At 72.8% G+C, this 24,595-nt stretch carries 27 protein-coding genes and 1 riboswitch; of the genes, 14 read left to right on the forward strand and 13 right to left on the reverse strand.

Features of this window, described 5'->3' with window-relative positions; genetic code table 11:
• The first annotated feature begins 12 nt into the window (after nt 1-12).
• The 7 genes from HJC40_RS23470 to HJC40_RS23500 all read left to right on the forward strand — a co-directional run bounded on the left by HJC40_RS23470 (nt 13) and on the right by HJC40_RS23500 (nt 6,379).
• The gene (locus tag HJC40_RS23470; protein ID WP_250003547.1) at nt 13-534 is read left to right on the forward strand and encodes an RloB family protein; all 522 of its coding nucleotides are present in this window, start codon (nt 13-15) and stop codon (nt 532-534) included.
• Nucleotides 531-1,265, forward strand: a complete 735-nt coding sequence (locus tag HJC40_RS23475; protein WP_250003548.1) for an OAM dimerization domain-containing protein — start codon at nt 531-533, stop codon at nt 1,263-1,265. Before HJC40_RS23470 ends, HJC40_RS23475 begins: the two co-directional genes overlap by 4 nt.
• Nucleotides 1,262-1,627, forward strand: a complete 366-nt coding sequence (locus tag HJC40_RS23480; protein ID WP_250003549.1) for a hotdog domain-containing protein — start codon at nt 1,262-1,264, stop codon at nt 1,625-1,627. Before HJC40_RS23475 ends, HJC40_RS23480 begins: the two co-directional genes overlap by 4 nt.
• On the forward strand, nt 1,624-2,874 hold the full coding sequence (locus HJC40_RS23485; RefSeq protein ID WP_250003550.1) for a glutamate mutase L: 1,251 nt from the start codon (nt 1,624-1,626) through the stop codon (nt 2,872-2,874). Before HJC40_RS23480 ends, HJC40_RS23485 begins: the two co-directional genes overlap by 4 nt.
• Before the next feature lie 526 nt (nt 2,875-3,400).
• The gene (gene lnt, locus HJC40_RS23490) at nt 3,401-5,020 is read left to right on the forward strand and encodes an apolipoprotein N-acyltransferase (RefSeq protein ID WP_250003877.1); all 1,620 of its coding nucleotides are present in this window, start codon (nt 3,401-3,403) and stop codon (nt 5,018-5,020) included.
• A complete protein-coding gene (locus tag HJC40_RS23495; protein WP_250003551.1) occupies nt 5,017-5,805 on the forward strand; it encodes a polyprenol monophosphomannose synthase in 789 nt (262 codons plus the stop codon). Before lnt ends, HJC40_RS23495 begins: the two co-directional genes overlap by 4 nt.
• Before the next feature lie 49 nt (nt 5,806-5,854).
• Nucleotides 5,855-6,379, forward strand: a complete 525-nt coding sequence (locus tag HJC40_RS23500; RefSeq protein ID WP_250003552.1) for an FxsA family protein — start codon at nt 5,855-5,857, stop codon at nt 6,377-6,379.
• 157 nt (nt 6,380-6,536) lie between these two features.
• Here the strand turns inward: HJC40_RS23500 and HJC40_RS23505 are convergent, their stop codons facing one another.
• The 4 genes from HJC40_RS23505 to HJC40_RS23520 all read right to left on the reverse strand — a co-directional run bounded on the left by HJC40_RS23505 (nt 6,537) and on the right by HJC40_RS23520 (nt 11,177).
• Nucleotides 6,537-6,875 carry an RNA polymerase-binding protein RbpA gene (locus tag HJC40_RS23505; protein ID WP_133877974.1) on the reverse strand — a complete coding sequence of 113 codons (339 nt, stop codon included), beginning with the start codon at nt 6,873-6,875 and terminating at the stop codon, nt 6,537-6,539.
• A gap of 583 nt (nt 6,876-7,458) precedes the next feature.
• Nucleotides 7,459-8,592: a serine/threonine protein kinase gene (locus tag HJC40_RS23510; RefSeq protein WP_250003553.1), complete on the reverse strand. Its 1,134-nt coding sequence runs from the start codon at nt 8,590-8,592 to the stop codon at nt 7,459-7,461.
• 769 nt (nt 8,593-9,361) lie between these two features.
• Nucleotides 9,362-9,997 (reverse strand): LysE family translocator, encoded by a 636-nt coding sequence (locus HJC40_RS23515; protein WP_250003554.1) that lies wholly within the window; start codon nt 9,995-9,997, stop codon nt 9,362-9,364.
• A 133-nt stretch (nt 9,998-10,130) separates the two neighbouring features.
• On the reverse strand, nt 10,131-11,177 hold the full coding sequence (locus HJC40_RS23520; RefSeq protein WP_250003555.1) for a DUF4037 domain-containing protein: 1,047 nt from the start codon (nt 11,175-11,177) through the stop codon (nt 10,131-10,133).
• Between the two features lie 53 nt (nt 11,178-11,230).
• On the opposite strand from HJC40_RS23520, the gene HJC40_RS23525 reads away from it, so the two are divergent.
• Nucleotides 11,231-12,244, forward strand: a complete 1,014-nt coding sequence (locus HJC40_RS23525) for a phosphotransferase (RefSeq protein WP_250003556.1) — start codon at nt 11,231-11,233, stop codon at nt 12,242-12,244.
• A gap of 134 nt (nt 12,245-12,378) precedes the next feature.
• Here the strand turns inward: HJC40_RS23525 and HJC40_RS23530 are convergent, their stop codons facing one another.
• Together HJC40_RS23530 and HJC40_RS23535 are read right to left on the reverse strand one after the other, a co-directional pair.
• Complete coding sequence (locus HJC40_RS23530) at nt 12,379-13,146, reverse strand: CbtA family protein (protein ID WP_250003557.1); 768 nt, start codon at nt 13,144-13,146, stop codon at nt 12,379-12,381.
• On the reverse strand, nt 13,137-13,340 hold the full coding sequence (locus tag HJC40_RS23535) for a CbtB domain-containing protein (protein WP_250003558.1): 204 nt from the start codon (nt 13,338-13,340) through the stop codon (nt 13,137-13,139). The genes HJC40_RS23530 and HJC40_RS23535 overlap by 10 nt, the downstream gene beginning before the upstream one ends.
• Before the next feature lie 56 nt (nt 13,341-13,396).
• Nucleotides 13,397-13,467: riboswitch (cobalamin riboswitch) on the reverse strand.
• A 122-nt stretch (nt 13,468-13,589) separates the two neighbouring features.
• Here HJC40_RS23535 and mycP point away from each other — a divergent pair.
• From mycP to HJC40_RS23560, 5 genes are all read left to right on the forward strand, one after another.
• A complete protein-coding gene (gene mycP, locus HJC40_RS23540; RefSeq protein WP_250003559.1) occupies nt 13,590-14,795 on the forward strand; it encodes a type VII secretion-associated serine protease mycosin in 1,206 nt (401 codons plus the stop codon).
• 310 nt (nt 14,796-15,105) lie between these two features.
• Nucleotides 15,106-15,774: a phosphotransferase gene (locus HJC40_RS23545; RefSeq protein ID WP_250003560.1), complete on the forward strand. Its 669-nt coding sequence runs from the start codon at nt 15,106-15,108 to the stop codon at nt 15,772-15,774.
• A gap of 54 nt (nt 15,775-15,828) precedes the next feature.
• A complete protein-coding gene (locus tag HJC40_RS23550) occupies nt 15,829-16,953 on the forward strand; it encodes an LPXTG cell wall anchor domain-containing protein (protein ID WP_250003561.1) in 1,125 nt (374 codons plus the stop codon).
• Nucleotides 16,954-17,035: 82 nt separating this feature from the next.
• The gene (locus HJC40_RS23555) at nt 17,036-17,551 is read left to right on the forward strand and encodes a TetR/AcrR family transcriptional regulator (RefSeq protein ID WP_250003562.1); all 516 of its coding nucleotides are present in this window, start codon (nt 17,036-17,038) and stop codon (nt 17,549-17,551) included.
• Nucleotides 17,548-18,213, forward strand: coding sequence for a GAP family protein (locus tag HJC40_RS23560; protein WP_250003563.1), 666 nt, complete (start codon nt 17,548-17,550; stop codon nt 18,211-18,213). Before HJC40_RS23555 ends, HJC40_RS23560 begins: the two co-directional genes overlap by 4 nt.
• A 12-nt stretch (nt 18,214-18,225) precedes the next feature.
• Here the strand turns inward: HJC40_RS23560 and HJC40_RS23565 are convergent, their stop codons facing one another.
• The 5 genes from HJC40_RS23565 to HJC40_RS23585 form a co-directional block, all read right to left on the reverse strand.
• Nucleotides 18,226-19,062, reverse strand: a complete 837-nt coding sequence (locus HJC40_RS23565; RefSeq protein ID WP_250003564.1) for a dihydrodipicolinate synthase family protein — start codon at nt 19,060-19,062, stop codon at nt 18,226-18,228.
• Nucleotides 19,063-19,118: 56 nt separating this feature from the next.
• Nucleotides 19,119-20,126, reverse strand: coding sequence for a MerR family transcriptional regulator (locus tag HJC40_RS23570; protein WP_250003565.1), 1,008 nt, complete (start codon nt 20,124-20,126; stop codon nt 19,119-19,121).
• 98 nt (nt 20,127-20,224) lie between these two features.
• Nucleotides 20,225-21,433, reverse strand: coding sequence for a sigma-70 family RNA polymerase sigma factor (locus HJC40_RS23575; protein ID WP_250003566.1), 1,209 nt, complete (start codon nt 21,431-21,433; stop codon nt 20,225-20,227).
• Complete coding sequence (locus tag HJC40_RS23580; protein ID WP_250003567.1) at nt 21,430-21,843, reverse strand: YciI family protein; 414 nt, start codon at nt 21,841-21,843, stop codon at nt 21,430-21,432. The genes HJC40_RS23575 and HJC40_RS23580 overlap by 4 nt, the downstream gene beginning before the upstream one ends.
• Nucleotides 21,844-21,934: 91 nt before the next feature.
• On the reverse strand, nt 21,935-22,480 hold the full coding sequence (locus HJC40_RS23585) for an N-acetyltransferase (RefSeq protein WP_250003568.1): 546 nt from the start codon (nt 22,478-22,480) through the stop codon (nt 21,935-21,937).
• A 62-nt stretch (nt 22,481-22,542) separates the two neighbouring features.
• On the opposite strand from HJC40_RS23585, the gene HJC40_RS23590 reads away from it, so the two are divergent.
• Complete coding sequence (locus HJC40_RS23590) at nt 22,543-23,265, forward strand: class I SAM-dependent methyltransferase (protein ID WP_250003569.1); 723 nt, start codon at nt 22,543-22,545, stop codon at nt 23,263-23,265.
• Nucleotides 23,266-23,273: 8 nt separating this feature from the next.
• Here the strand turns inward: HJC40_RS23590 and HJC40_RS23595 are convergent, their stop codons facing one another.
• The gene (locus tag HJC40_RS23595; protein WP_250003570.1) at nt 23,274-24,056 is read right to left on the reverse strand and encodes a thioesterase family protein; all 783 of its coding nucleotides are present in this window, start codon (nt 24,054-24,056) and stop codon (nt 23,274-23,276) included.
• Nucleotides 24,057-24,137: 81 nt separating this feature from the next.
• Nucleotides 24,138-24,461 carry a MarR family winged helix-turn-helix transcriptional regulator gene (locus HJC40_RS23600; protein ID WP_250003571.1) on the reverse strand — a complete coding sequence of 108 codons (324 nt, stop codon included), beginning with the start codon at nt 24,459-24,461 and terminating at the stop codon, nt 24,138-24,140.
• Between the last annotated feature and the right edge of the window lie 134 nt (nt 24,462-24,595).

Consider the following 24,595-nt stretch of genomic DNA (forward strand, 5'->3'; position numbering starts at 1 on the left):
CGGTATCTGGTCGTGATCGGAGCCGACCGCACCGAAGCTGACTATCTGCGGGGTTTGCGGGCGTCAGGACGTACGGCTCCCGTCACAATGCGGTTGGCTCTCAAGCCCGGTTCGCCGGATCAACTGGTACACCATGCGCAGGGCGAGTTCGACCGGACCAGGTTCGACGAGGCGTGGTGTGTGACGGACGTCGACCATTACGAGCGCGAGGGCGGCAAGGTCTCGGCGGCCGTCACTCTCGCGGCCGCAGCGGGCATCCAAGTCGCCGTTTCCAACCCGTGCTTCGAGGTCTGGCTGTTGCTGCACCACGAACCGTGCACTGCCGCATATGAGAATTGCACTGCGGTGGTCCGCAGGCTGCGCAAAATCCTTCCCTCGTACGACAAGACCCGGCTCAGCTTCGACGACTTCGGCGACGGGCTGGACCGCGCGATCGAGCGGGCGCAACGGCTGGATCCGAGTGGGCGGGAGCATGTCCGAAACCCGTCGACCGGCGTCTGGCGCCTCGTCACAGCGATTCTGGAGCAGAAGTGAGCATCGTCCGGCCGTACGGGGACACCACCGGGGACGGGATGGTGCAGCTGTCGTTCACGCTGCCGATCCCGCACGACAAGCGGGCCGAGGGCGCCGCGGTCCAGCTGGCCAACAAGATGGGCATGGACCCGGCGCTGCTCGTGCACGCCAAGCCGATGGGCGAGGGGTTCACGTTCTTCGTCGTCTACGGCAAGGTCGCCCACCTCGTCAACACCGACAAGGTGCAGGTCGTCGAGCGCGACTTCCCGCTGCTGAGCGCCAAGGAGGTCAACGCGGTCATCAAGCGGCGGCTGCGCCGGCGGCTCAACGTGGTCGGGGCGTGCATCGGCACCGACGCGCACACCGTCGGCATCGACGCGATCCTCAACCTCAAGGGGATCGCGGGGGAGAAGGGCCTGGAGTACTACAGCGAGCTGTCGGTGACCAACATGGGCGCGCAGGTCTCGGTGCCCGACCTGGTCGAGACCGCCCGCGAGCGTAAGGCCGACGCGGTGCTGGTCTCCCAGGTGGTCACCCAGCGCGACGCACACCTGCAGAACACGCGGGCCATGTCGGCCGCCTTCCGGGAGGCCCTGCCGGCCGGTCGCCGTCCGCTTCTGATCGTCGGCGGGCCGCGCTTCGACGAGCTGATGGCCGGCGAGCTCGGCGTCGACCGCATCTTCACGCGGGGCACCACGCCCCGCGAAGTCGCCTCGTATCTCGTCCACGCCATCACCGGGAGCTCTTCGTGATCACGGTCACCCACCGCCGCTATGTCCCGTACTCGCACGCGCATTACGCGGGCAACCTGGTCGACGGGGCGTACTCGCTCGGCCTGTTCGGCGACGTGGCCACCGAGGTGTGCATCCGGCTCGACGGCGACGAGGGGCTGTTCGCCTCGTACGACGACGTTCAGTTCAAGGCCCCGGTCCAGGCGGGCGACGTGCTCGAGATCGTCGCCACGGTGACCCGGATGGGCACCCGGTCGCGGACGATCGCGTTCGAGTCGCGGGTCGTCTGCCGGGGCACGGCCGGGTCGGCCGCCGCCGTGCTGGACGAGCCGATCGTCGCGGTGACCGCCACCGGCACGGTCGTCGTCCCGCCGGCGGCGTGAGCACCGCGGTCTGCGTCGACGTCGGATCCACGTACACCAAGGCTGCCCTCGTCGACCTGGGCGCCGGCCGGCTGGTGCGCCGGGCCGAGGTCCCGACCACCACGGCGGGCGACGTCCTGACCGGTCTTGATCAGGCGGTGGCGGCGGTCGGGGGCGGCGACGAGCTGTACGTGTGCTCGTCCGCCGGGGGCGGGCTGCGACTGGCTGTGGTCGGCTACGAGTCGCTGGTCACCGCCGAGGCCGGGCACCGGGTCGGGTTGTCGGCGGGCGCCCGCGTGGTGCACGTGGCGGCCGGGCTGCTGGACGGCCGGGCCGTGACCGCGCTGCGCGAGTCCCGTCCGGATGTGATCCTGCTCGTCGGCGGCACCGACGGCGGCGACGGCGAGGTGCTGGCCCACAACGCCCACCGGCTGGCCACCTCCCGGCTGCGCGTGCCGGTCGTGGTGGCCGGCAACGCCGAGGTCCGCGACGAGGCGGCGGCCCGGCTGGGCGCGCGGCGGGTCCCGGTGACCGTCACGGGCAACGTGCTGCCCCGGATCGGCGTGCTCGACCCCGGTCCCGCGCGGGCGGCGATCCGCGAGGTGTTCCTGCGGCACGTGATCGGCGGCAAGCGGCTCTCGAAGGGCCCGCGGTTCGCGTCGCTGGTGCGGGCGGCCACGCCGGACGCGGTCCTGGCGGGCGTCGAGCTGCTCGCTGACGGCACGGGAGCGGGGGTCCTGGTGGTCGACGTGGGCGGGGCGACCACGGACGTCTATTCGGCTCTGGTGCCCGACGCCGAGAGCGAGTCGGGTCCGCGGCGCGACGTGGCCGGCACGCTGTGGCGGTCCCGGACGGTCGAGGGCGACCTCGGCGTCGCCGTCGGCGCCGACGGCACCCGCGCGGCCGCGATCGCCGAGAAGTTGGCACTACCGGATCGGGGGACCCGGCCGGGTGACTATGAGTTAGCCGCGGCGGCCGCCACGATCGCCCTGCGGCGGCACGCCCGCGGTCACTCGTCCGGTCCCGGGCAGCCCCGCACGGGCGGCCGGGATCTGCGCGACGTCCGTCTGGTGGTCGGCTCCGGGGGCGTGCTGCGCCACGGCGGCGGGCCGTATGTGCTGGACGCGGTGCTGTCTGACCAGTCAGGCGGCTGGGCCGCGCCCACCTCGGCCCGCACGGTCGTCGACCAGCAGTACGTCCTGGCCGCCGCGGGCCTGCTGGCCATCGATCACCGTGCCGCCGCCACCGCCCTGGTGAACAGCCTGTAGCCCGAACGGGTACGTCGGATGACACGCCGACGAACGCGACACGCCCGAGGACGGGGACGGCGGTTGACAGACCTCCGGGGGCCGGACGTACCGTCGTCGAATCCTGAGTACGGGAGTGACTCTGTTCGCTCCGTTCCCTCACCCACTGGCCGCAGTCCTCGCAGGGGTCGCGCGTTCAGCCAGGTCCAGGGGGTGAGGGCCGGCGGGGCGGCGCGGACCGGTCGCGTCCGCGGTGGGCCGCAGGAGAGAACGGGCACCAGTAGACAACGGTGTGACCCGCGCAGCCGGCGCGGAGCATGCCGGTCCGAAGGCGTCCGCGACCTCCGTACGGCCCACCGGCCGTGCCCAGGGTGTGGTGCACAGGAGGCGCGGTCCCGGGGCGGGGCCGCGCCTCGTTTCGCTCCGATCCGCCCGCATCTCCCCGGCCCGGCGCTAGGCTGATGAATTGTTTCCTTATCGATGCGCCCGCGCGCCCCGACTGTCCGATTCGGGCCGGTCGTCGCCAGGTAGCCTCTCGCGCGTGGAGATGACGTTGCAGCCCCCCGCTCCGCCGCAGGTCACGGCGCAGCCCGGACGCCGGCCGGTGAGCCGCCGGGTCGCCGTGCCGATGGCCGTGCTCGCCGGGGTGGCGCTGCTGCTCGCGCTGCCGCCGTACGGGCTGTGGTGGCTCGCCCCGGCCGGGGTGGCGCTGCTCGCCGGCGCGACCCACCGCCGGCGCCTGCGCCGGGCCTTCGGGCTCGGCTTCCTGGCCGGGCTGGTGCTGTTCCTGCCGCTGCTGTGGTGGACGACGTTCGCCGCCGGCTGGCTGCCCTGGCTGCTGCTCTCGCTGGCCCAGGCCGCCTATCTGGGGCTGGCCGGCCTGGCCACCGCCTGGCTGTCACCCCTTCTCGACCGGTGGCGGGCACTGTGGCCGCCGGTGCTCGGGCTGCTCTGGGTGGCTCAGGAGGCGGCCCGCGACCGGGCCCCGTTCGGCGGTTTCCCGTGGGGGCGGCTCGCGTTCAGCCAGGACGACGCCCCGGCGCTGCGCCTGGCCGCCTGGGGTGGCGCCCCGCTGGTCACCTTCGCCGTCGCCGCCGCCGGTGGCGCTTTGGTCGCGCTGGCCTGGCGCGGGTGGCGGCCGAGCGCGAGGGCGCCGCACACCCGCCGCCCGCTCGGCCCGGTGCTCGGCTTCGGCCTGGCCGCCGCCGCCCTGATCGCCGGCCCGCTGCTCGTGCCGGTGGCCGAGCCGGGCGGCGAGACCGCGACGGTGGCGATCGTGCAGGGCAACGTGCCCCGCCTCGGCCTCGACTTCAACGCCCAGCGCCGGGCCGTGCTCGACAACCATGTGAGGGCCACCGAGCGGCTCGCCGCCGAGGTCGCCGCCGGCCGGCAGAAGCAGCCCGCCCTGGTCGTCTGGCCCGAGAACTCCAGCGACATCGACCCGCTGCGCAACTCCGACGCGGCCGCCGTGATCTCCCGCGCGGCCGACCTGATCAAGGCGCCGATCCTGGTCGGCACCGTGCTGCGCACCGACAAACCGGGCGACATCAAGAACGCCGGCATCCTGTGGAACCCCGGCACCGGCCCCGACCTGGCCCAGACGTACGTCAAGCGGCACCCGGTCCCGTTCGCCGAGTACATGCCCCTGCGGTCGATCGCGCGCCTGGTCAGCAACAAGGTCGACCTGGTCCGCAACATGCTCCCCGGCGACCACCCGGGCGTCCTGCGCAGCGGGGCCGTGACCGTCGGCGACGTCATCTGCTTCGAAGTGGCGTACGACGACATCGTCCGCGACACTGTGACCGGAGGGGCGCAGGTCTTCGCCGTCCAGACCAACAACGCGACGTTCAACGAGGCCGAGGCCCGTCAGCAGCTGGCCATGGTGCGGCTGCGGGCCGTCGAGCACGGCCGCGAGGCATTGATGGTCTCCACGGTCGGAGTGTCCGCCTTCGCCGGTACGGCCGGTCAGGTGTACGACTCGAGCGGCTTCAATGTCGGCGCGACGATGGTGCGTGACATGAGGCTGGGCGGACCGACTACGCTAGCGACTCGTTTGGGCCACTGGCCCGAATTGGCGATGGTCGCCCTGGCGATCGTCGCTGTGGTCGGCGCGCTGCCGTTGCGTCGCCGCCGGCGTACGAAGACTGACTTTACGGAGGCACGGTGAGCGACGCGGAAGGCTACCCGGGGGTAGGACGGGTCCTGGTGGTGATCCCGACCTACAACGAGGCGGACAACATCCGCCTGATCACCGAGCGGGTACGCCGCGCCGTCCCCGAGGTCGACATCCTCGTCGCCGACGACAACTCGCCCGACGGGACCGGCACCATCGCCGACGAGCTGGCGGTCGCCGACGACCACATCTTCGTGCTGCACCGCGCGGGCAAGGAGGGGCTCGGGGCGGCGTACAAGGCGGGCTTCGCCTGGGCCAAGAACAAGGGGTACGACGCAGTCGTCGAGATGGACGCCGACGGCTCGCACGCCCCCGAGGAGCTCTCGAAGCTGCTCGACGCGCTCAAGGAGAACGACGCGGTGCTCGGCACCCGTTACATCCCCGGCGGCAGCGTACGGAACTGGCCGATGCGCCGGCTGCTGCTCTCGCGCGGCGGCAACATCTACATCCGGCTGGCCCTGCGCATGCCGTTCCGCGACGCGACCGGCGGTTACCGCGCCTACCGGATGCCCGTCCTGGACGAGATCAACGTCGAGACGGTGGCCTCGACCGGCTACTCCTTCCAGGTCGAGCTGGCCTGGCGCAGCTACCAGTCCGGTTTCCGCATCGCCGAGGTGCCGATCACGTTCACCGAGCGCGAACACGGCGTCAGCAAGATGAGCGGCAACATTTTCAAGGAACAGCTGCTCAGGGTCACGTTGTGGGGCGTGCAGGCACGGCGGGAGTCGGTCCGCAAGCGGTTCGGCAAGCGCGCCGCCGAGGGTTCCACCTGGCCGTGACCTCGCGACTCCGTGTCATGCTTGAGGTCGATTGACACGGAGGAACCGCATGCGTGGTCGAGGCCTAGCCCTGCTGCCGCTGGGGCTGTCAGCACTGGCGATCGTCGAGATCGTCGTCTTCATCGCCGTGGTCCACGCCGTCGGTGGCGTCTGGGCGGTCCTGATCGGGCTCGCGGCCAGTGTCACGGGCATGGCGCTGCTGCGCCGCGAGGGCATGAAGGGCTGGCGCCGGTTCCAGGCCGCCGCCGCCGAGGGGCGCCCGCCCGGCCGGGCCGTGGCCAACTCGCTGGTCGGCCTGCTCGGGTCCCTGCTGCTCGCGGTCCCCGGCTTCGTCTCGTCCGTGGCCGGCCTGCTCCTGCTGCTGCCGCCGGGCCGTCAGCTGGCCCGCCACCAGATGGAGCGCTACGCCGAGCGCCGCGTGGGCGGGGCCGCCGCGAGCGACCTGTTCGGCGCCCGCCACGTGCGGGTCCACCCTGGCAACCCGGTCGTCATCGACGAGGAGCCGGCGCCCGCGCAGCGCACGCCGGCCGCCGCCATCGAGGGCGAGGTCATCGAGGGCGAGGTCATGCGCTGACCTCGTCTCGACGCCGGATCACCTCTTTCGGGCGGCGGATGAGCCTTTTGATGCCGGATCACCCTTTTTGGCGCCGGATCACCCTTCAACGCTGAATTGCCCTTTTGCGCCAAAGGCCGCCCCGAGGGGCGGCCTTTTTCGTTACGTTCGGACCGGTTCAGCGGCCTCGGCGCGTGCGGACTTCCTGGAGCCGCTCGTTGAGGATGTCCTCCAGCTCGGAGATCGACCGACGCTCGAGGAGCATGTCCCAGTGGGTGCGCGGCGGCTTCGCCTTCTTCTGCTCCGGCTCGTTGCCGTCCACCAGGCGGGCGACGCTGCCGTCGAACTTGCACTCCCAGGTGGTGGGCACCTCGGCGTCGACGGCGAACGGAACCTCGAACTGGTGGCCCTTCACGCACAGGTACTCTCGGGTCTGCCGGGGCGCCAGCTCGGTGTTGCGGTCGGACTCGTAGCTGACTGCGCCAAGACGGCTGCCGCGCAGCATGCGTTCGCCCATGGTGGCTTCCCCTCGCTCGTGGTGCTGCTTCCGTTGATGTAACGAAAGGGGCGTCTGTCGGATTCCTGTGGTGGGATCCCAACGGTCGCCGAGACACTGGACCACCGTTGTGACGGTGGTGTTAACGCTACGAGCGTAACCGCCCGCAGCTCTTACCCGGCACCGCGAACCCCCGCCGAAGTGGACCTTGGTCCACTTTACGGCCTATGAGTGTTCTCCAGGTGGTGCGACATTGGTCACCCGGTCGGGTAACCGTCAAATCGCCACCCTGGTGTGGCTCCGCACCGAGCACATTCGTCCGTCGGTCCCCGAAGATGAGAACTGTCCTGCCAATGTTCACCTGTGGGGTGTTCTTCCCCACCCCGCGCCGATCATGCGCATTCGCGGCCGTCGACTTCCCGGTGCAGTCCTGCCTCATGCGCTGCACGCCCTGAGCGGCGGGCCGCCCGGCCTTCCTGGCCCCTTGGTCCCATCGGTTCGGCTCCCATCGGTTCGGCTGGCTCGCGCGGCTCGCCCCCTATCGGTCTCGTCGGTTCGGCTTGATCGGCCGGACTCGGCGGGGCTCGGCCGGGCTCGGCGGGGCTCAGACGCGGGCGTCGGCGGGGCCTGGCTGGGCCGGTGGTGCGGCCGGCCGGACCGTACCGAGACTGGCCAGGGCGGACGCGAGGTCGCTGACCTGCGTGGACAACTGAGCCGCCCGAGACTGTGCCGCCTCGGCCTCCGCCTGGGCGGCGGCCAACCGGCGTTGCAGTTCGGCCCGGTCGCGGTCGGCGCGTTCGAGCTCCTCCCGCGTCCGCAGCAGCGCGTCCCGTTCGGACACGGCAGTGGTGAGGTCCTGGCGCACCCGGGCGAGCTCGGCGTCGGCCGCCTGATGAGCGGCCGCGGCCTCCCGTCGTACCCCTTCGAGGATCTTGTCGGCGGCCGCCCGCTGCTCGGTCACCTCGAGGCGGACGGCCTTCAGGTCCGCCTCGGCCCGCCTGATGTCGTCCCGCGCGGCGTCCCGCTCCCGGCGCAACTCCTCGCCACGGGTGGCCGCCGACTCCGCGTCGCGCAGGGCCGAGGCAAGCTCACGCTCGGTCGCTTCGCGTTCCCGCCGTACGTCGATGATCTCCGCCCGCGCCCCGCCGAGCTCCTCGCGGGCCGCGTCCCGGTCCGCCTCAGCCCGTTCGCGCAGCGCAGCCGCCGCCGTGGCCGCCCGCTCGGCGTCCTCCCGCCCGGCCTGCGCCGCAACGGCCCGCTCGACTGCCGCCTGGGCCGCTCGCTCCGAGTCCTCGGCCCGCCGGAGCGCCTCGTCCCGCTCGGCGTCGGCCGCCGAGGCGAGCTGCTGCGCCGCAGCGGCCTCCGCCGCCGACCGCTCCGCGTCACGACGGGCGTCATCGCGCTCGGTGTGCGCGGCCGCGATCCGTCCCGACGTCTCCGCCCGGATCTCCGCGACCTGGCGCTCGACACCGGTAGGGGACAACTCCGAGTGCAACGCCTCGGTCAACGACCCCACTAGCTGATCGAGCCGGTCGACAACCTCCCACGTGCGGGCGACCTCCCCGGCCAGCCCCGGCGAGGAACGGTGCCGCATCCGCACGTTCCGCGAGGCACGCTGACATTCGCCGTCGTTGTCCCGGCAGTACCGGAAGGGCCGCCCGGCGGAAGCGCGTTGCTGCACCGGCTTGCCGCAGTGCGCGCAGGGCCTGGTCTCGGTCGCCGTGTCGTTCTCGTTCATCGCAAGGTCACCCTAGGCGTGCCGGAGCTCCCAACCCCGCCACGACACGGCTCCATCCGCCCTCCGCGCGATCCACCGTGGCCCGCCTGCGTCGGCAGGCCCGATCGCCGACCCCCGATCAGCCGAGACAAGTGCCCACCGGAGTGCGGGCAAGGTGCCCGAACCCGTCGGGGGACTGGCTCACCCCGACAGGCCTCGAGATCTCAGATCCGGCTAGGCCCGGCCGGATCCGGCCGGGCCAGGCCTGGCCCGGTGCGGGTGACGGCCTGCCCCAAATCCGGCGCGGGCGCCGCGCATCAGCGACAACTGCCATCCTAGGATGCCTTAGGGGCAGTGCGCGAGCGCACCACTGCATCAAAGGAAGACTTCGAGTCCCATAAACTCGTTTGGTGCCCGACCACTGTTGACCTGCAGGCCCCGACCAAGGCGTTCGGCGGCGGCAGCCTGGCGTCGATCAGGGCCCGCTCAGCGGCAGCCTGGCGTCGCTAAAAGGCCCACTCGGCAGCAGCCTGGCGTCGATCAGGGCCCGCTCGGCGGGGGCGCGGCGTCGCCTCAGTACAGCGACCGCAGGCCGGACACGGCGAGTCGACGGATCCGCCCGCAAGGTCCGGCGGCACCGCGACTGATGAACGGTCGGACTGTTGGTTGCCCGAAGCCGACGGACCGACCGACCTCGAAGAGCCCGGACTGATCAGCGAGATCCGAAGTCAGGAGCTCGGCTGCGCGGTCCACGGTGCGCTCGTTGAGCGCCGGCGTCGGTGACGCCGGATCACCGGCTTTCCGTGGCCAGGCGAGCGCCGAAGCCGACGATGACGAAGCCGGTGACGCGGTCGAGCAGACGCCGGGCGCTCGGCCGGCTCAGCAAGCCGCGGAGGCGGTGGGCGCTCGCAACCAGCAAAGCCGACCACAGGAGACCGAGCACGACATGCACGCCCGCCAGCAGGACACCGGAGAGCAGCGGCGCCGCACCCGCCGGGACGAACTGGGGGAGCAGCGCCACGTAGAAGGCGCCCATCTTCGGGTTCAGTAGATTGGTGAACACGCCCTGCCGCCACCCGACGACGAACCCGTCCGCCGTCGCGGCGCCGGGTTGCTGGTGCTGCTCCGGCTGTCCACGGCGACTGGCCCACAGCATGCGTAGGCCCATGGTGACGAGATAGCAGACCCCGGCCCAGCGGATCACCTCATAAGCGACGTGCGATGCGGTGAAGACCGCGGTGATGCCGGCCGAGGCCAGCACGCCCCAGAGCAGCGTGCCGGTCTGGATGCCGAGCACGACACCCCACGCCTGCCGCGCCGACCGGACCGTCGCCGTCCGCAGGATGAGGGCCGTATCGAGCCCGGGGGTGAGCGTGAGCAGCCCGACGACCACGACGAAGGACCACAACGCGGCGAACGACATCATGTCCGCAAGCTATCCGATGGTCCCGCGCGATCTGATCCCGTTCTGTCGTGCCGTGAGACCGGCCAGGCGGCCCGCTCCCGTGCCGCCGCTGTGGGCTGCGGTCCTCGACCGGTGCGGCGGCCGTCGCTGGTCCTCAGGGACCGCCGGCCGCCGCTACGACGGCTCGGCAGGTGGCCGGACTGGTCAGGACGGCGACGTTGTCGGTGATCTGGTCGATCGAGCCGGTCAGCGGCCGGGCCCGCAGCACCGGATCGGTGATGGCGTCGCGCAGCGCCTCGGCGAAGCGGCCGGCGCCGATCACCGCGTAGCCGCGGTCGAAGAACTCCCGGCGGGTCGGCGAGAGCTCGGCGGCCAGGCCCAGGTCGTTCTGCCGTTCAGCGGCGATCTCCAACGCGGTGCACAGCGCGTCCTCGCGGGCCTTGGCCTCGTTGGCGTGCAACGCCTCGGCCAGCCGCTCGGCGAGCCGATCCGGCGGCAGGGCGGCCGACAACCACTTCTGGTAGGGCGGCCAGCGCCTCGACTGGAGCACCGCGAGACGGGCCACCTCGCGGCAGAGCCGGGCGGTGATCATGGCCGCGCCGCTGTCGTCGTGGGCCTCGGCGGCCCGGGCCGGGAACGCCTCCTCCTCGGCGATGCGCTGCCACTGGGCGGCCAGCACGTAGCGCCAGAGGTCCGCCGGATACCAGCGCAGACTCATCCGTACGCGGGAGAGCGCACCCTCGGGATCGTGGAAGACGGCACCGCCGGTGGTCTCGGCGAGGCGCTGCCACGGGGTGCTCAACCAGTCGTGCGGGCCGACGCCGTCAGCCGGGTCGAAGCCGAGCACGCCGCGGCACCACTGCGGGAACGGGATGATCGTCACATAGTGATCGACCGGGCCGTCGGTGGCGGCCATCGAGCGGACCCGTGCACCCGGCGGCTCGAAGTGGGTGAACCAGCCGCGGAAGGTCTTCGGCAGCGTCTCCCTGAGCCGGGCGTCGAGCTCGCCGGTGTCGTCGTCGACGAACAGCTCGAGGCGGGGGCCCCAGTCGTGATCGGTGGATCTCGCGGTGTCGAAGCCGAGCACGTCGGAGCCGGGGCCGAGCCGGGCGGCGGCGTGGGGCAGGTCGCCGAGCAGCGGACGGACCGCCTCGACGTAGAAGAGGCGGGCGAGCTCGACACCGGGGAGGAATGCGGTCATGGCGAGCAAGGTAGTGGGCGGCTCCGACAACTTCGCGCCGATATCGTCGCCCTGTGGAAAACCTGCTCCGTCCGGGATGGACCGCCGAGGAACTTGTCCACAGCACGTCGAACGAGGTGACCGGCGGCGTCTGGCGGGTCTACCGTGACGACGGCACCGCGATCCTCAAGATCGTGACGCCGAGGAGGGAAGGCGCCGCCGAGCACCTGGCGGCCAGCGACGATCCCGGTCACTTCAACTACTGGCGGCGCGAGCCCCGGGCGTACGCCTCCGGGCTGGTCGCCTCCGGCCTGCCCGGCCTGCCCGGGCCCGAGTTGCACGAGGAGGTGAACTGTCCCGACGGTTCGGTGGCGATGTGGCTGGAGGACGTGACCGGCACAGCTGGGCCAGCGGGTGGGGTGACCGATCTGGGTGACGTGGCCTTCCGGCTGGGTGGCGCGCACGCGCACTGGCTCGGACGCCCGCCCGCGGAGCCGTGGCTGGCGCGGGACTGGCTGCGCGACTACACGACGGCCAACGCGCCCGGGGCCGACCTGAACTGGGATCACCCGGTGCTGGCGGCGGCGTGGGAGCCGGCGCTGCGTGCCGGGTTGCGCCGGTTGTGGGAGCGGCGGGTGGAGGTCTTGGCGCTGGCCGACGAGCTTCCTCGTACGTTGTGCCACCACGACGTCTGGCCGATGAACCTGGTCTTCGGCCGGCGGGGGCCCGTGCTGCTGGACTGGGCGTTCGTGGGGCCGGGGGCGATCGGGGAGGACCCGGCGAACCTGGCGCTGGACACGTTCTTCGACGGTCTGATCGACATCGGGCTGCTCGACGAGGTGCTGACGGTGGTGGCCGAGCAGTACCGGCGCGGCCTCGACGGCGCGGTCGACGACGAGACGGTGCGCCGCGCGATCATGACGTGCGGCGCGGCGAAGTACTTCTGGCTGGCGCCGCGCATGGTGACGGCCGTGATGGACGGCGGCAGTCGCAAGCTGAATTACGACACCCGCGGGCTGGAGGCCATGCTGGCCGGCCGCGCGCCGGTGCTGAGGGTGGTCGCCCGCTGGGCTGACGCAGTCCTCTGATCAAACGGCGGTGGAGGCGGTGGAGGCGGGGGAGGGGCCTTCACGGTGGAGGTAGGGAGGGCCCGTTTGTTGGGTGGTCGCCGCCGGGTCCGGGTCGAGCTTTGGGTGCGGCGGCGACCGTGCAACGTGGTTGCTCAGGCGGTGACGGACTGCCGCTCGGGCTGGGTGGCCTGACGCCGGCCGCTGTAGGACAGCAGGGCGGCGTACGCGAGACCCAGGGCGGTCCACAGCACGACCTGGGTGCCCAGCGAAGCCAGCCGGAACGACCACAGCAGATCCGGCGGGAACGTCGCCGGCACCTCGCTGATGTTCGGCAGCAACGCGTAGCCGACCACCACCACGACCAGGAAGCCGACGACCGCGGCGATCGCCTGGCGCCACTCCGAGGGCTGGGTGCGTTTGGCGACGACCGCGGCCCAGACCGCCACCAGGCCGATCACGACGATCGCCAGGTAGCTGATCGTGCGTTGGTTGATCGTGGCGGGGTCGCCGACGGCCGGTGGGTTGGGCGGGTACTTCACGTACGGCACCAGCACCAGACCGAGCAGGGCCGCACCGGCCAGGCTCAGCGCCGCGCGGGTGTTGCTCGGTGTGCGCAGGCGGCGGCGCAGCAGGGTGTACGCGGTGGCCAGGATGCCGCCCATGGCCGCGCCGTACAGGGCCGTGGCCAGGAACAGGCCGCCCCGCTGGCCGTCGCGGCTGACGAGTTCGTCGGCGTGGTGGCTGGGCTCGCCGGTGGCGTGGGCGGCGGCTTCCTCGAGGGCGATCGCGGCGTCGACCTTGGGCTCGCCGAAGGCGTACGCGAAGACCCCGGCCAGCAGACCGGCGATGAGACCGGCCAGCAGGCCCCGCAGCAGCAGCGCGCCGAAGCCCGGCGCTTTCGAGCTCGTGCTCAGTGACACGGGACGCCGAGGAGGTGGCGGCCGTCGTGCATGAGCTCGTGCAGGAACATGCCGCTGCGCGACACCGCGCCCTGGTCGAAGGCGACCAGGTAGGTGACGAGCAGCATGAGGGCGACGACGGCGAGGGCCGTGACGAGTAGCCGCGGGGAGACAGTGGGCGTGCTCAGCTGGCCGGCGGTGGTGAGTTTGGGCATGACAGAGAACCTCCTTGCGGGATGACGCGTCCCGTTGGACAGGCTGCGACGCGTGAGCGTCCTGACTCACGAGGACCGGGGTCCTCGTTCACAGTGGCGCGACCGCACCGGACTCTCACCGGTTTCCCTCACGACGCCGCAGATGGTTCCCACAACCTAGCTGTGTGATCCCTGGGCGCACAACCGGAACTGTCGCACCCCCTCGATACCATCCATGGGAGTCGTTGCCACAGGCCTCGGAGGTGATCGATGGGCGCGCGTCAGGTGGTCGCCGCCGCGGCGGTGTTCGCCGCGGTGCTGACGGTTCCCGCGCCGGCCCGCGCGGCCGCGGTCTGCGAGCAGCCGGGGGCGGCGGCGCCGGTCGCGGCCGGCGTTCCCGTCGAGGATCGGGTGTACGACCCCGGGCGGCTCGGCGGGTTCGCCACGGGCGCGGGGGTGCGGGTCGCAGTGATCGACTCCGGTGTCGACGCCGAGCATCCCCAGCTGCGGGGACGTGTCGCCCAGGGCAAGGATTTCCTGCGTGGCGAGCGGTCGGGCCGGCAGGATTGTGCCGGGCACGGCACGGCGGTCGCCAGCATCATCGCGGCGGCTCCGGCGGCCGACACGGGCTTCCAGGGTCTCGCCCCCGACGCGGTGATCGTCCCGGTGCGGATCAGTGAGCAGCTCGAGATCGGCGACGACGTCAGGGGCGACCGGGGCAGCCCGGCCGACTTCGCCGAGGCGATCGACTGGGCGGTCGACGAGGGTGACGCCGACGTGATCAACCTCTCGCTGGTGAGCCAGGACAACGACGCCGTCCGGGCCGCCGTCGCCCGCGCGATCGCCGCGGGCGTCGTGGTCGTGGCGGCCGTCGGCAACAAGGGCGGCCCCGACGACGCCAATCCCGACCCGTTCCCGGCCAAGTACGAGGGCGTGATCGGTGTCGGGGCGATCAACAACAACGGCGAACGCGCGACGTTCTCTCAGCGTGGCGACTACGTCGACCTGGTCGCGATCGGTGAGCCCGTCACCGTGGCCAACCGGGTGGCCGGCCACGCCTCGGTGAGCGGCACGAGTTTCGCCACGCCGTTCGTGTCGGCCACGGCCGCCCTGCTCAAGCAGCGCTTCCCGGCGATCACCCCGGCCCAGGTGCGTCAGCGGCTGATCGCCACGGCCGACCCGGCTCCGGGCGGGGCTTCGAGCATCGAGTACGGCTCCGGCGCGCTCAACCCCTACCGGGCGCTCACCGCGACGCTGAACACCCGCGGCCGCCCGGCCCCGGCCCCCGAGGTGGTCAAAGGCGCCGACCCGGCCGTCGCAGCCCTGGCCGCCCGCCGCGAACGCTCCCAGCAGAACGCGATGCTCTTCGCCGCGATCGGCGCCGGCGTGGTCCTGCTGCTCGCCGTGGTGGCCGTCGTCCTCCGCTCGGGCCGCCGCCGCGGTTGGGGTCCCGCCGGCCCAGCCGCCCCCGACTGAGCCGGTCCCGCCGCCCCCGACTGAGCCGGTCCCGCCGTCCCGACCGAGCCGGTCCTGACTGGGCCGGTCCTGACTGGGCCGTCCTGCCGTCCGACTGAGCCGATCCCGCCTCTGCTCGGTCCGCGCCGACACCGACAGGCCGGGCATCATCCGCGCGGCGTCGGTCGGAGAACCGGCCAGTCCGGCGGGGGCGGGGGCAGGGCGACCTCGGGTGAGGGCCATACGATCACCCGGCATCATGACGGCCGGAGATCGACGGACATCACGACCGGCGGAAGCGGCCGGGTGCGAACGCGGGCGGAGGTGGGACGTGCGGCCACTGCGGCACGGGTACACGAACGACACCCAGGGGGACGGGGTCGTGGTGGTCAAGCGGTACCGGGGCGGTATCGACGAGGCGTTGCGCCGGGCCACCGAGCTCGAGGTGCTGGAGCGGCTCCCGGCCGGGCTGCCGGTGCCCAAGGTGCTCGGCGTACCCGAGGGGGCGCTCCACCTGGAGCAGCTGCCGGGAATGCACGGTCAGGATCTGATCGATCAGGGGCTGGCGCGGCCGGTGCTGCGATCCTGCGGGGAGCTGCTGCGGCGGCTGCAGCAGGTGGATGTGAGCCGGGTCTTCCCGGGCACGTCCGCCGGTACGGGATGGGTCGTCGTGCATGGCGACTTCGGCCCGAACAACATGCTGTTCGACCAGGACACGTTCCGGGTGACCGCGCTGCTGGACTGGGAGTGGGCCCACCCGGGGGACCCCGTCGAGGATGTGGCCTGGTGCGAGTGGATCGTGCGGCGTCACCACCCGAAGGCGGTGGACGCGCTCGGCGAGTTGTTCGGCGGCTACGGCGTGCGGCCGTCGTGGGCGCGGCGGCGGCAGGCGGCCGCGGCCCGGTGCCAGGGCTTCGTCGACCGGTTTCGGGCCGGGCCGGCGGCCGCCCGGCGCGAGTGGCAGGACAACCTCGCGGCCACCTTGTCGTGGGCGGAATGAGCAGCTGAACGAACGATCGGCGGGCGGGAAAAATCGCTGCTAGTGTCCGCCGTCATGATCTTGTTTCGGCGTTCGGCCCACGCCGGCCGGCGGCAGCGGAGGGCTCCCGGTCGCGGACTCGAGCGGCTGGCCGTGCTGGCCGGCGCGTTCGCTCTCACGCTGACCGGCCTGGCCGCGCCCGCGCAGGCCGCTCCCGTCGACCTCTCCGTGAGCCTGGACAGTTTCGGCGAGGTTCGCCCCGGTCAGACGCTCGAGGTGAGCGCCCTGGTGTCGGGCGTTGCGCGCGACTTCGACATCAGCTCGGTCCGGACCGTGGTCGACCTGCCCGCGGGCGTCACCCTCGTCCCGTGGACGGGCGGCACCGGCCGCACCGTCGGCGACTGCCTCGGCCCCGGCTCCACGCTGACCTGCACGGTCACCCGCCCGGACAGTCAGGACGACCAGAACTACACGTTGAGCTGGTGGTTCATGGTGCGCGTGGACGCGCCGGCCGGGTCCAAGCTGCCGATCAGGGCGACGGTCACCTCCGACGGCGAGGAAGAGGAGCCGGCCTCCAACACCAGCTCGATCACCGTCACGGTCATCGAGCCGGTCGACGTCGGCATCACGGTGGAGAACGTCTCCGGCCCGTCCGGGCCGGCCAACACCGTCAAGTACACGTACGTGGTGCACAACTACGGCTCCCGGCCGTTGACCGGGGTCGGTTTCGCCGAACGTCAGGAGCCGATGGTTTTCGGGTCGGGCGGTTTCACCCCGGCCGACCTGTCCTGCGTGGCCGAGACGTCGCCCGAGCTGCAGTGCGTCGACGGCAACCCGCTCGCGGCGGGCCGGGACTATCGGGCCACCCGGACCGTGTCGGTGCCGGCCGGCAGCAAGGTGTGGGGCAAGAAGGTCACGGTCACCGCGTCGGTCTCCGACCTGCCGCCGGGCGGCGGCCGCAACGACAACAACGTGGTGTCGTTCGAGCTGGACTTCACCGGTCCCGGCCCGGCGAGCCCCACGGCCGCGCCGACCGATGGCGCCGCGCCGGTGCCGGACGGTGACGAGGGCAGTGGCGAGGGCGGTGGCGGCGGTCTGCCGGTCACCGGCTCGGCCACCGTGCCGCTGCTGATCGGTGGCGTCGTGCTGCTCGTCGCCGGGGTGGGCGCCGTGCTGCTCACCCGGCGCCGCCGCATCTGACGCTCCCCGAGGGCCGCTCCGCTCAGGGGCGGCCCTTTTTACCGGACACGCAACTGTACCGTCCGGACGGTACAGTAAAGCCATGGCGACATCGCGGGAACGCATCCTGGATGCGGCCGAGGAACTGATCACCGCGGGACAGGTGCCCCCGGCGCTGGACGCGGTGGCCGCCCGGGCGGGCGTGAGCAAGGGCGGCCTGCTCTATCACTTCGACAAGCAGTCCCTGTTGCGCGCGCTGGTGTCCCGGGCCGTGCGACGTTTCGACGAGCAGCTCACGGCGGCCGCGGCCGAACGGTCGATGGCGGCGGCCTGGCTGAGGTTGTCGGTGCCCGAGCCGGGCGACCGCACGGTGTACCGGGCGATGATGTCGATGATGCGGCTGACCGCCACGGGCGAGTTCGATCTGCCCGGGGAGGTGGGCGAGGCCGAGCAGCGCTGGCAGCAGATGCTCGTCGCCGAGCTGGGCGACCCGGTCCGGGCCCGGTTGGTGCGGCTCGTGGGGGACGGGCTCTTCCTGTCCGCGCTGACCGGTCAGCCCCCGACGGCGGCCGAGGTGGAGCAGTTGCTGGCCCACCTGGGCCTGCCGGTGCGGCCGTGACCGCGGCGCTGCTCGCCGGGGTGGCCGGCCTGGCTCTGCTCGACGCCCTGAATCCCGCGACGATCGCCGGAGTGGCCCTGCTCCTGCTCGCTCCGATGGCGCATCCCGTCCGGGCGGCGGCGGGCTTTGTGGCCGGCGCCTATCTGACCGTCTTCGCGCTCGGCGCCGTGGTGTACGCCGGCGCCGACGCCGCGGCCGACGCGGTCGGCAACGGTCTGGTCTGGCTGCGCCGGACAGCGTTCACGGTGGCCGCCGTGGCGCTGGCCGTGGCCGGTCTGCGCCGGTTGCGGACCCGGATCCGCCCGGCGGTCACCGTTCCGCGCTGGGTCAATCCGCTGACCGCGGCCGGGCTCGGTCTGCTGATGACCGGCGCCGACCTGCCCAACGCCTTCCCGTACTTCATCGCCATCGAACGGATCGTCGGCGCCGACGTCGGCACCGCTGCGTCCCTGGCGGTCATCGCCGGATACGCGTTGGTGTACTGCCTGCCCTGTCTGCTGCTGCTCCTCGCCGGCGCCGCTCGCGGCGATCGGGTCCGCCGTCGCCTCGGCGTCCTCTACGAACGGCTCGGCGCCGAGAAGAAGCAGCCCCGCAGCGTACCGATCGCGGCGGGTCACCTCGTGGTGGCCGCGGGCGTCCTGGCCGTCGCCGTCCTGGCCTGAGCCGCGAACCGGTCAGATGCGTCCCGCCTCGTCGAGGGCGGCCCGCATCGACTCCTTGGCCGCCGGCAGCAACGGCAGCCGTACGTCCGCGGTCGGGATGCGGCCCTGCTCGTGCAGCACGGCCTTGAGGACGGTCGGGTTCGGCTCGGCGAACAACGCCGCCGACAGCCGGGCCAGCCGGTGACCGAGCGCGGGCTCCCAGGAGCGGGTCAGCCGGGCGAACGAGGCGGTGGCGAGGTGGGCCGACGCCAGGATGCCGCCCTGGGCGCCCAGCGCCAGCAGCGGGGAGATGACGATGTCGTCGCCGCCGAGGATCGCGAAGCCGTCCGGCGGGTCGGCCAGCAGCGCGATCGTGTCCGCGTCGATGCCGCCGACGGCCAGCTTCATGCCGGCGACGCTCGGGAGGGCGGCCAGCCGGCGCACGGTGCCCGGCGTGAGCGGCTGCGCCGTCCGGTACGGCACGTGGTAGATCACCAACGGCACCGGGCTCGCGCCGGCCAGGGCGCTCAGGTGGGCGACCACCCCCTCGTCGCCGGGCCGCACGAACGGCGGCACGAGGGTGAGCGCAGCCGTGGCCGAGGCCGGTACGGCGTTCAGCGTGGCCCGGTCGTTGGCGCCGACGATCAGCTGGCCGCCGGTCGAGCCGCAGACGCCGGCGAGCACGTCCAGGACGGCCGACCGTTCGGCCGGGGACAACGACGACGGCTCGCCGGTCGTGCCCAGCGCGACCACCCCGCTCGCCCCGGCGCCGAGCACGTCCTGCGCCAGCCGTTCCAGCGCGTCCAGCGCGACGCTTCCGTCCGGCGCGAACGGGGTGATCAACGGGACGTAGAGGCCACTCGGAGTCATGCCTGTACGGTCCCAACCCGTACGCGTAAGGTCTATTTAATTCTGCTGGCCCACCGTTAAGCGATGCTGAAATATGCCGCGCAGGCCAGGTTGTCCGGCGCGCCGGCGGTCCGGGCCTCGGCGATCAGCCGGTCGACCGCCTCCTGCGGCGACCCGGCCGAGGCGAGCACCTCCGTGAGGGCTTCGCGGGCGACGACCGTCCACAGCCCGTCCGAGCACAGCAGATAGCGATCGCCCGGCAACGCCGTGCGCAGCGCCAGATCCGCCTCGACGCCGTCGCTCCACCCCAGCGCCCGCACCAGCAGCGCCCGCTGCGGATGGGTCGCCGCCTCCTGCGCGGTGAGCCGGCCCTGGTCGACCTGCGCCCGCACCCAGCTGTGGTCCTGCGTGAGCAGCGACAGCTCGCCGTCGCGCAGCAGGTAGGCCCGGGTGTCCCCGACGTGCACGAGGGTCAGCTGCGAACCGCGGAGCACCAGGGCGGTCAGCGTCGTCACCGGTTGATCGTCCGGGGAGAGCCCGCGGATCGTGCGGTCGGCCGACGCCAGCGCGGTCAGCACCTCCGCGCCGTCCTTGAGCGCGTCGATCGCCGCCGCCGCGGCCGCCGCCCCGAACGGTCCACGGGCGCCGTCGGCCACGGCGATGAGCTGCTCCCCGGCGTACGCCCGGTCTTCGTTGTCGTCGCGGGCGGTCCCGGGGTCGATGGCCGCCGCGTAAGCGAAGTCGTTCATGGTGTCCCTCCCGGACAGGTGCTGGACGAGGGCGGACGTCAACCGGGCCCGGGCCGACGTGTCGGCGCTGACCCGCTGCCAGAAGCCGGCGACCGCGTCGGCCGCCTGCGACGGCGGCAGCGCGCACACCTCCCGGACCGCGGCCAGCGGCATCCCGATCTCGCGCAGCCGCGCGACCAGCCGGGCGTGGGCCACCTGGGACGGGTCGTAGAACCGGTACCCCGACTCCGCGTCGACCGCCGCCGGCGTGAGCACGCCCAGCTCGTCGTAGAGCCGCAAGGCCTTCGGTGTCAGCCCGGCCGCCCGGGCGAACGCCCCGATCGTCAGCAGACCCACGTTCTCCTCCTCGTGCCGGCCACCGCGACCGGCCCGCTCACCCTCGGCCTTGCCCCGAGGCGAAGGTCAAGCCCCGAGGCGAAGGTCAAGGCCCGCGGTCAAGGTCGAGGCCCCGGCGTACGGGCGTTCAGGCGCGCCGCCCGCAAGGTCAGATATCGCCGTTCGGGTTCGCTGCCGGTCGCGGCCGCCGCCACCCGGTACTGCGCTGCGGCGGCCTCGTGGTCGCCGGCCAGCTCGAGCAGGTGCGCCCGGGTGGCCGGAATCCGGTGGTGATCCGGCAGCCGCTGCGCCAGCGCGCCGACCAGCCCCAGACCGGCCGCCGGTCCGTCCACCTGGGCGACCGCGATCGCCCGGTTCAGCGTCACGACCGGGCTGCCGGTGAGCCGCTCGAGGACCCCGTAGAGCGCGACGATCTGCGGCCAGTCCGTCTCGAGCACCGAGGGCGCGCGGTCGTGCAGGGCGGCGATCGCGGCCTGAAGCTGGTATTCGCCGACCCGCCCGCGCCGGAACGCGGCGTCCACGAGCGCGGTGCCCTCCCTGATCCGGTCGGGGTCCCACCGTGAACGGTCCTGCTCGGCCAGCGGCACCAGCTCACCGCCGGCCGCCACCCGGGCCGGTCGGCGCGCGTCCGTGAGCAGCATCAACGCCAGCAGACCGGCCACCTCGCCGTCCCCGGGCAGCCGCTCGTGCACCAGCCGGGCCAGCCGGATGGCCTCGGCCGCCGGCTCGACCCGGTGCACGGCCGGCCCGCCGCTGCTCGCGTACCCCTCGTTGAAGATCAGGTAGAGGACCCGCAGCGCGGCGGTCAGGCGCGGCGGCCCGCCGAACGGCGCCCCGGACGCCCGGATCCGCTGCTTGGCCCGGCTGATCCGCTGACCCATGGTCTTCTCCGGTACGAGGAACGCGCGCGCGATCTGTGCGGTGCTCAGCCCGCCGACCGCCCGCAGCGTGAGCGCGACCGCCGACGTGTCGCTCAGCGCCGGATGGCAGCACAGGAACAGCACGTCCAGGGTGTCGTCGTGCTCCCCGGCGCCGCCGCCCACCTCGCGCGACGCGGCCACGATCTCCCGCCGGCGCCGGGCCTGGTCGCCGCGCACCTGGTCGAGCAGCTTGCGCTGGGCGGCCTGGATCAGCCAGCCCCGGGGGTTGTCCGGCGGGCCGCCGGCCGGCCAGTGCGTGGCTGCCGCGAGCAAGGCTTCCTGCACCGCGTCCTCGGCCGCCGCGAAGTCGCCGAAGCGGTGGGTGAGCACCCCGACGACCTGCGGCGCGAGCCCGCGCAGCAGGTCCTCGACGGCCCGGCCGGTCACCGCTGGGACTGCAGGGCCTCGAAGTCGGCCGCTTCCAGCACCCGGCGTACGCCGATGGGCTGTCGCAGCGGCACCCCGCCCGGCCCCGGCGCCGCGGAGACGCGCGCGGCGATCGCGAAGGCCCGCTGCTCGTCGGCGACCTCGACGATCTGGAAGCCGGCCAGGAACTCCTTGGACTCCGGGAAGACCCCGTCGGTGACCACCGGTGGGCCGCCGTCGCTGGTCACCTCCTTGGCGTACTCGGGCCCGGTCAGCGCGTGCTGGTCGACGAGCTCGCCGCTGTCCAGCAGCTCCTGGCGCAGCGCCCCGTAGTAGTCCATGTGCGCCTCGACGTCATCCGGCGCCCACTCGTCCATCGGGGTCTCCACGGCGCCGGGCCGGTGGTCGACGATCAGCAGGTACTTCGGCATGGGCCTCTCCCGTTCTCGGATGTCTCACCCTCAGGACGGCGCCGCCTTACGGATTTCTACTCCCGTACGGACGATTCTCCGTTCCGCGGCCTCACCGCTGCATGATCCAGGTCGGCAGCGGGTCGGTGAGCTCCCGGGTGACCCGCCAGCCCGCGCGCCGGTAGAAGCCGACGTTGGCCGGGTTGCTGGTCTCGAGCACGGCGGGCAGTCCGTCGGCGGCGGCGCTGTCCAGGCCGGCGTGCATGACGGCCTGCGCCCACCGCTTGCCCGTGTGGTCAGGGTGGGTGCCGAGCACGCCCAGATACCAGAACGGCTCGCGCGGCAGGGCGTCGTGGACGGCTTCGTCGTACGCCCGGACCCGCCGCAGGACGTCGGGCGGCAGCTCGCCGTCGAGGCCGTCGTCCGGGTGCGTGGCGTCCGGCGGCTCCCAGATTGCGGTGGCCGCGCCGCTGTGGACGGTCCAGACCGTACGCCGGTGGACGCGCTTGTCGAAGCAGACCCCGAAGAAGGCCTCCGCGTAGCGCGGGTACGTGTCGTCGTCCGGGAACAGATGGCGCAGCACGGGATCCTTGACGAACGCGGCGACGAGAGCGTCGAGAATGCCCCGGCGGTCCCCGGGCCCGGCAACAGTGATCACGGCGTCCGAGCCTATCGCGGTGATGCGTTGCGTCCGGCCGGTCCGGCGGGCTGAATGTCCGCATGGCCCTCGACTTCGCCGCCGCGTACGACGAGCTCAACCCGGACGACCGGGATCACCGCTTCTATGCCGCGCGGGCCGCCGAGCTCGGGGCCACCCGCGTCCTCGACCTCGGATGCGGCACAGGCGCGCTGTCCCTGCGGCTGGCTTCGGGCGGGCTGACGGTGGTGGGCATCGACCCGGACGCCGGGATGCTGCGGACCGCCGCCCGTCGACCCGGGGCCGATCGCGTCGACTGGCGGCTCGGGTACAGCGACCGCGCCGGCACCGCCTCGGCCGACTTCGCGGTCATGTCCGGGCACGTGGCCCAGGTCTTCGTCGACGACGCGCAGTGGTCGCGCACCCTGCGGGACCTGCACCGGGCGCTCGTCCCCGGCGGGACGCTGGCCTTCGAGTCGCGCAACCCGTCGGCGCGGGCGTGGGAGCGCTGGACCCGTGAGGCCACCCTGCGCACGGTGGACGCCCCGGAGGGCCCGGTCGAGTTCTGGCACGAGACCGCCGAGGTGACCCTGCCGCTGGTCGCCTACGACACGCTGACCCGCAGCCGGCGCACGGGTGAGGAGACCTCGAACCGGGAGGTGCTGGCCTTCCGCGACGCTCCCACCCTGGTCCGCGATCTCGAGGCGGCCGGCTTCGAAACCGTCAGCCTGTACGGGGACTGGACCCGCTCACCGCTGACCCCGGCCGCACCCGAGATCATCGTGACAGCGCGCAGGCGTCCATGATCGTGCCCTCATACGCGGACCGCGGCCAGCTGCGTCGCCTGGGCCACCAGCGTGTCGCGGGCGTCCCAGACCTCGACGATCTCGTCCATGCGGCCGGAGGTGATCTCGCTCGAGTGCATGACCACGCGCACCGGCCCCGGCGCGGGCAACCGGCGGACGTACGCGGTCAGGCTCAGCGTCGGCGCCCACCCGGTGACCCCGAGCGTGAGCGACACCGGGGGCGCCGGATCGGTGGCGATGAGCAGGCTCAGCGGGTCCCAGTCGGCGCCGTCGACAAGCCTGAGCCAGCCGGCGACCCGGCCCTCGCGCGACGGCCGGCCCACGGCGAAGCCCAGGACGGCCGGGTCGTGCCGGTGTTCCACCACGTCGAGCAGCGGAACCGTGAAGGGCGACCCGGGCGCGTCGGAGGGCAGGCGCTGACAGTCCTCCTCGGCCGGCAGCTCGGGCGGCTTGGCCCGGCCCCACCACGGCTCGGCGGCGTCGAGGGTTCCCTGGGTGACCAGCGCCTCGGCGCACGGGCCGTCGTCCTGCACCAGCCGGGCCCGGTACTGCCCGGCCGTACGCCCCTCGCGCAGCGCCTCGACCTCGACCCGGGCCGGTCCCGCGGCCGGCGGGCGCAGGAACGTCGTGCTCATCGCGACGAGGTGGGGGAGCGGCGCGCGGACCGCCACCGCGCGGGCCAGCACCGCCATCAGGTAGCCACCGTGCAGTTTGTCGCCGATGGCCCATTGCGGGTCCAGGTCGGCGCGCAGGTCGTCGTCGACGGCGGTCGCCTCGCGGAAGCTCTTCATCCGTCTCACTCTACGATCGGCCGGCGAAGGCCACGCTCCGGTCGGAGCCCGTCGGACATCACACACCGCGTGGATGGTCGCTCAGTTTCCTTGCGTGCCGGTGAACAGGTCGATGAGTTCGCCGATGCGGTGATCGGCCTCTGCGGGGTGCCGAAAACGGCCGGCGGTGTTGATCGTGTACTCGTTGCGGCGCCCGACGCGTTCGCGGTGCAGGTAGCCGGCGGCTTCGAGGTCGGCCACGATCGCCTGCGCGGCGCGTTCGGTGATGCCGATGGATGCGGCTACGTCGCGCAGCCGGGCGGTCGGCTCGCGGGCGATGGCCAGCAGGACGTGAGCGTGGTTGGTCAGGAACGTCCACGCTCGCACCGTCGCGGGCGTGGTGGCCGGTTGAGCTGCCGGTGACATGTGGCGCCTCCAGGGAGGAATCGGATGGTCGCCCCAATATACGTATCCTGATACACGAAATCAGCATCGTACTTCTTGCGCCGGATCCGTTGACGTGCGAACCGTGCTTCCTGAATACTGGGTCGTAGTTCGAG

The sequence above is a fragment of the Actinoplanes sp. M2I2 genome (assembly GCF_023544445.1).
In the GTDB taxonomy this organism is placed as follows: domain Bacteria; phylum Actinomycetota; class Actinomycetes; order Mycobacteriales; family Micromonosporaceae; genus Actinoplanes.

What these genes read in the sequence shown, in the direction of transcription:
- lnt (WP_250003877.1), top strand. Translation starts at nt 3,401, where the DNA reads ATGACGTTGCAGCCCCCCGCTCCGCCGCAGGTCACGGCGCAGCCCGGA.
- HJC40_RS23500 (WP_250003552.1), top strand. Translation starts at nt 5,855, where the DNA reads ATGCGTGGTCGAGGCCTAGCCCTGCTGCCGCTGGGGCTGTCAGCACTG.
- HJC40_RS23505 (WP_133877974.1), bottom strand. Translation starts at nt 6,875, where the DNA reads ATGGGCGAACGCATGCTGCGCGGCAGCCGTCTTGGCGCAGTCAGCTAC.
- HJC40_RS23510 (WP_250003553.1), bottom strand. Translation starts at nt 8,592, where the DNA reads ATGAACGAGAACGACACGGCGACCGAGACCAGGCCCTGCGCGCACTGC.
- HJC40_RS23515 (WP_250003554.1), bottom strand. Translation starts at nt 9,997, where the DNA reads ATGATGTCGTTCGCCGCGTTGTGGTCCTTCGTCGTGGTCGTCGGGCTG.
- HJC40_RS23520 (WP_250003555.1), bottom strand. Translation starts at nt 11,177, where the DNA reads ATGACCGCATTCCTCCCCGGTGTCGAGCTCGCCCGCCTCTTCTACGTC.
- HJC40_RS23535 (WP_250003558.1), bottom strand. Translation starts at nt 13,340, where the DNA reads ATGCCCAAACTCACCACCGCCGGCCAGCTGAGCACGCCCACTGTCTCC.
- mycP (WP_250003559.1), top strand. Translation starts at nt 13,590, where the DNA reads ATGGGCGCGCGTCAGGTGGTCGCCGCCGCGGCGGTGTTCGCCGCGGTG.
- HJC40_RS23550 (WP_250003561.1), top strand. Translation starts at nt 15,829, where the DNA reads ATGATCTTGTTTCGGCGTTCGGCCCACGCCGGCCGGCGGCAGCGGAGG.
- HJC40_RS23555 (WP_250003562.1), top strand. Translation starts at nt 17,036, where the DNA reads ATGGCGACATCGCGGGAACGCATCCTGGATGCGGCCGAGGAACTGATC.
- HJC40_RS23565 (WP_250003564.1), bottom strand. Translation starts at nt 19,062, where the DNA reads ATGACTCCGAGTGGCCTCTACGTCCCGTTGATCACCCCGTTCGCGCCG.
- HJC40_RS23580 (WP_250003567.1), bottom strand. Translation starts at nt 21,843, where the DNA reads ATGCCGAAGTACCTGCTGATCGTCGACCACCGGCCCGGCGCCGTGGAG.
- HJC40_RS23590 (WP_250003569.1), top strand. Translation starts at nt 22,543, where the DNA reads ATGGCCCTCGACTTCGCCGCCGCGTACGACGAGCTCAACCCGGACGAC.
- HJC40_RS23595 (WP_250003570.1), bottom strand. Translation starts at nt 24,056, where the DNA reads ATGAAGAGCTTCCGCGAGGCGACCGCCGTCGACGACGACCTGCGCGCC.
- HJC40_RS23600 (WP_250003571.1), bottom strand. Translation starts at nt 24,461, where the DNA reads ATGTCACCGGCAGCTCAACCGGCCACCACGCCCGCGACGGTGCGAGCG.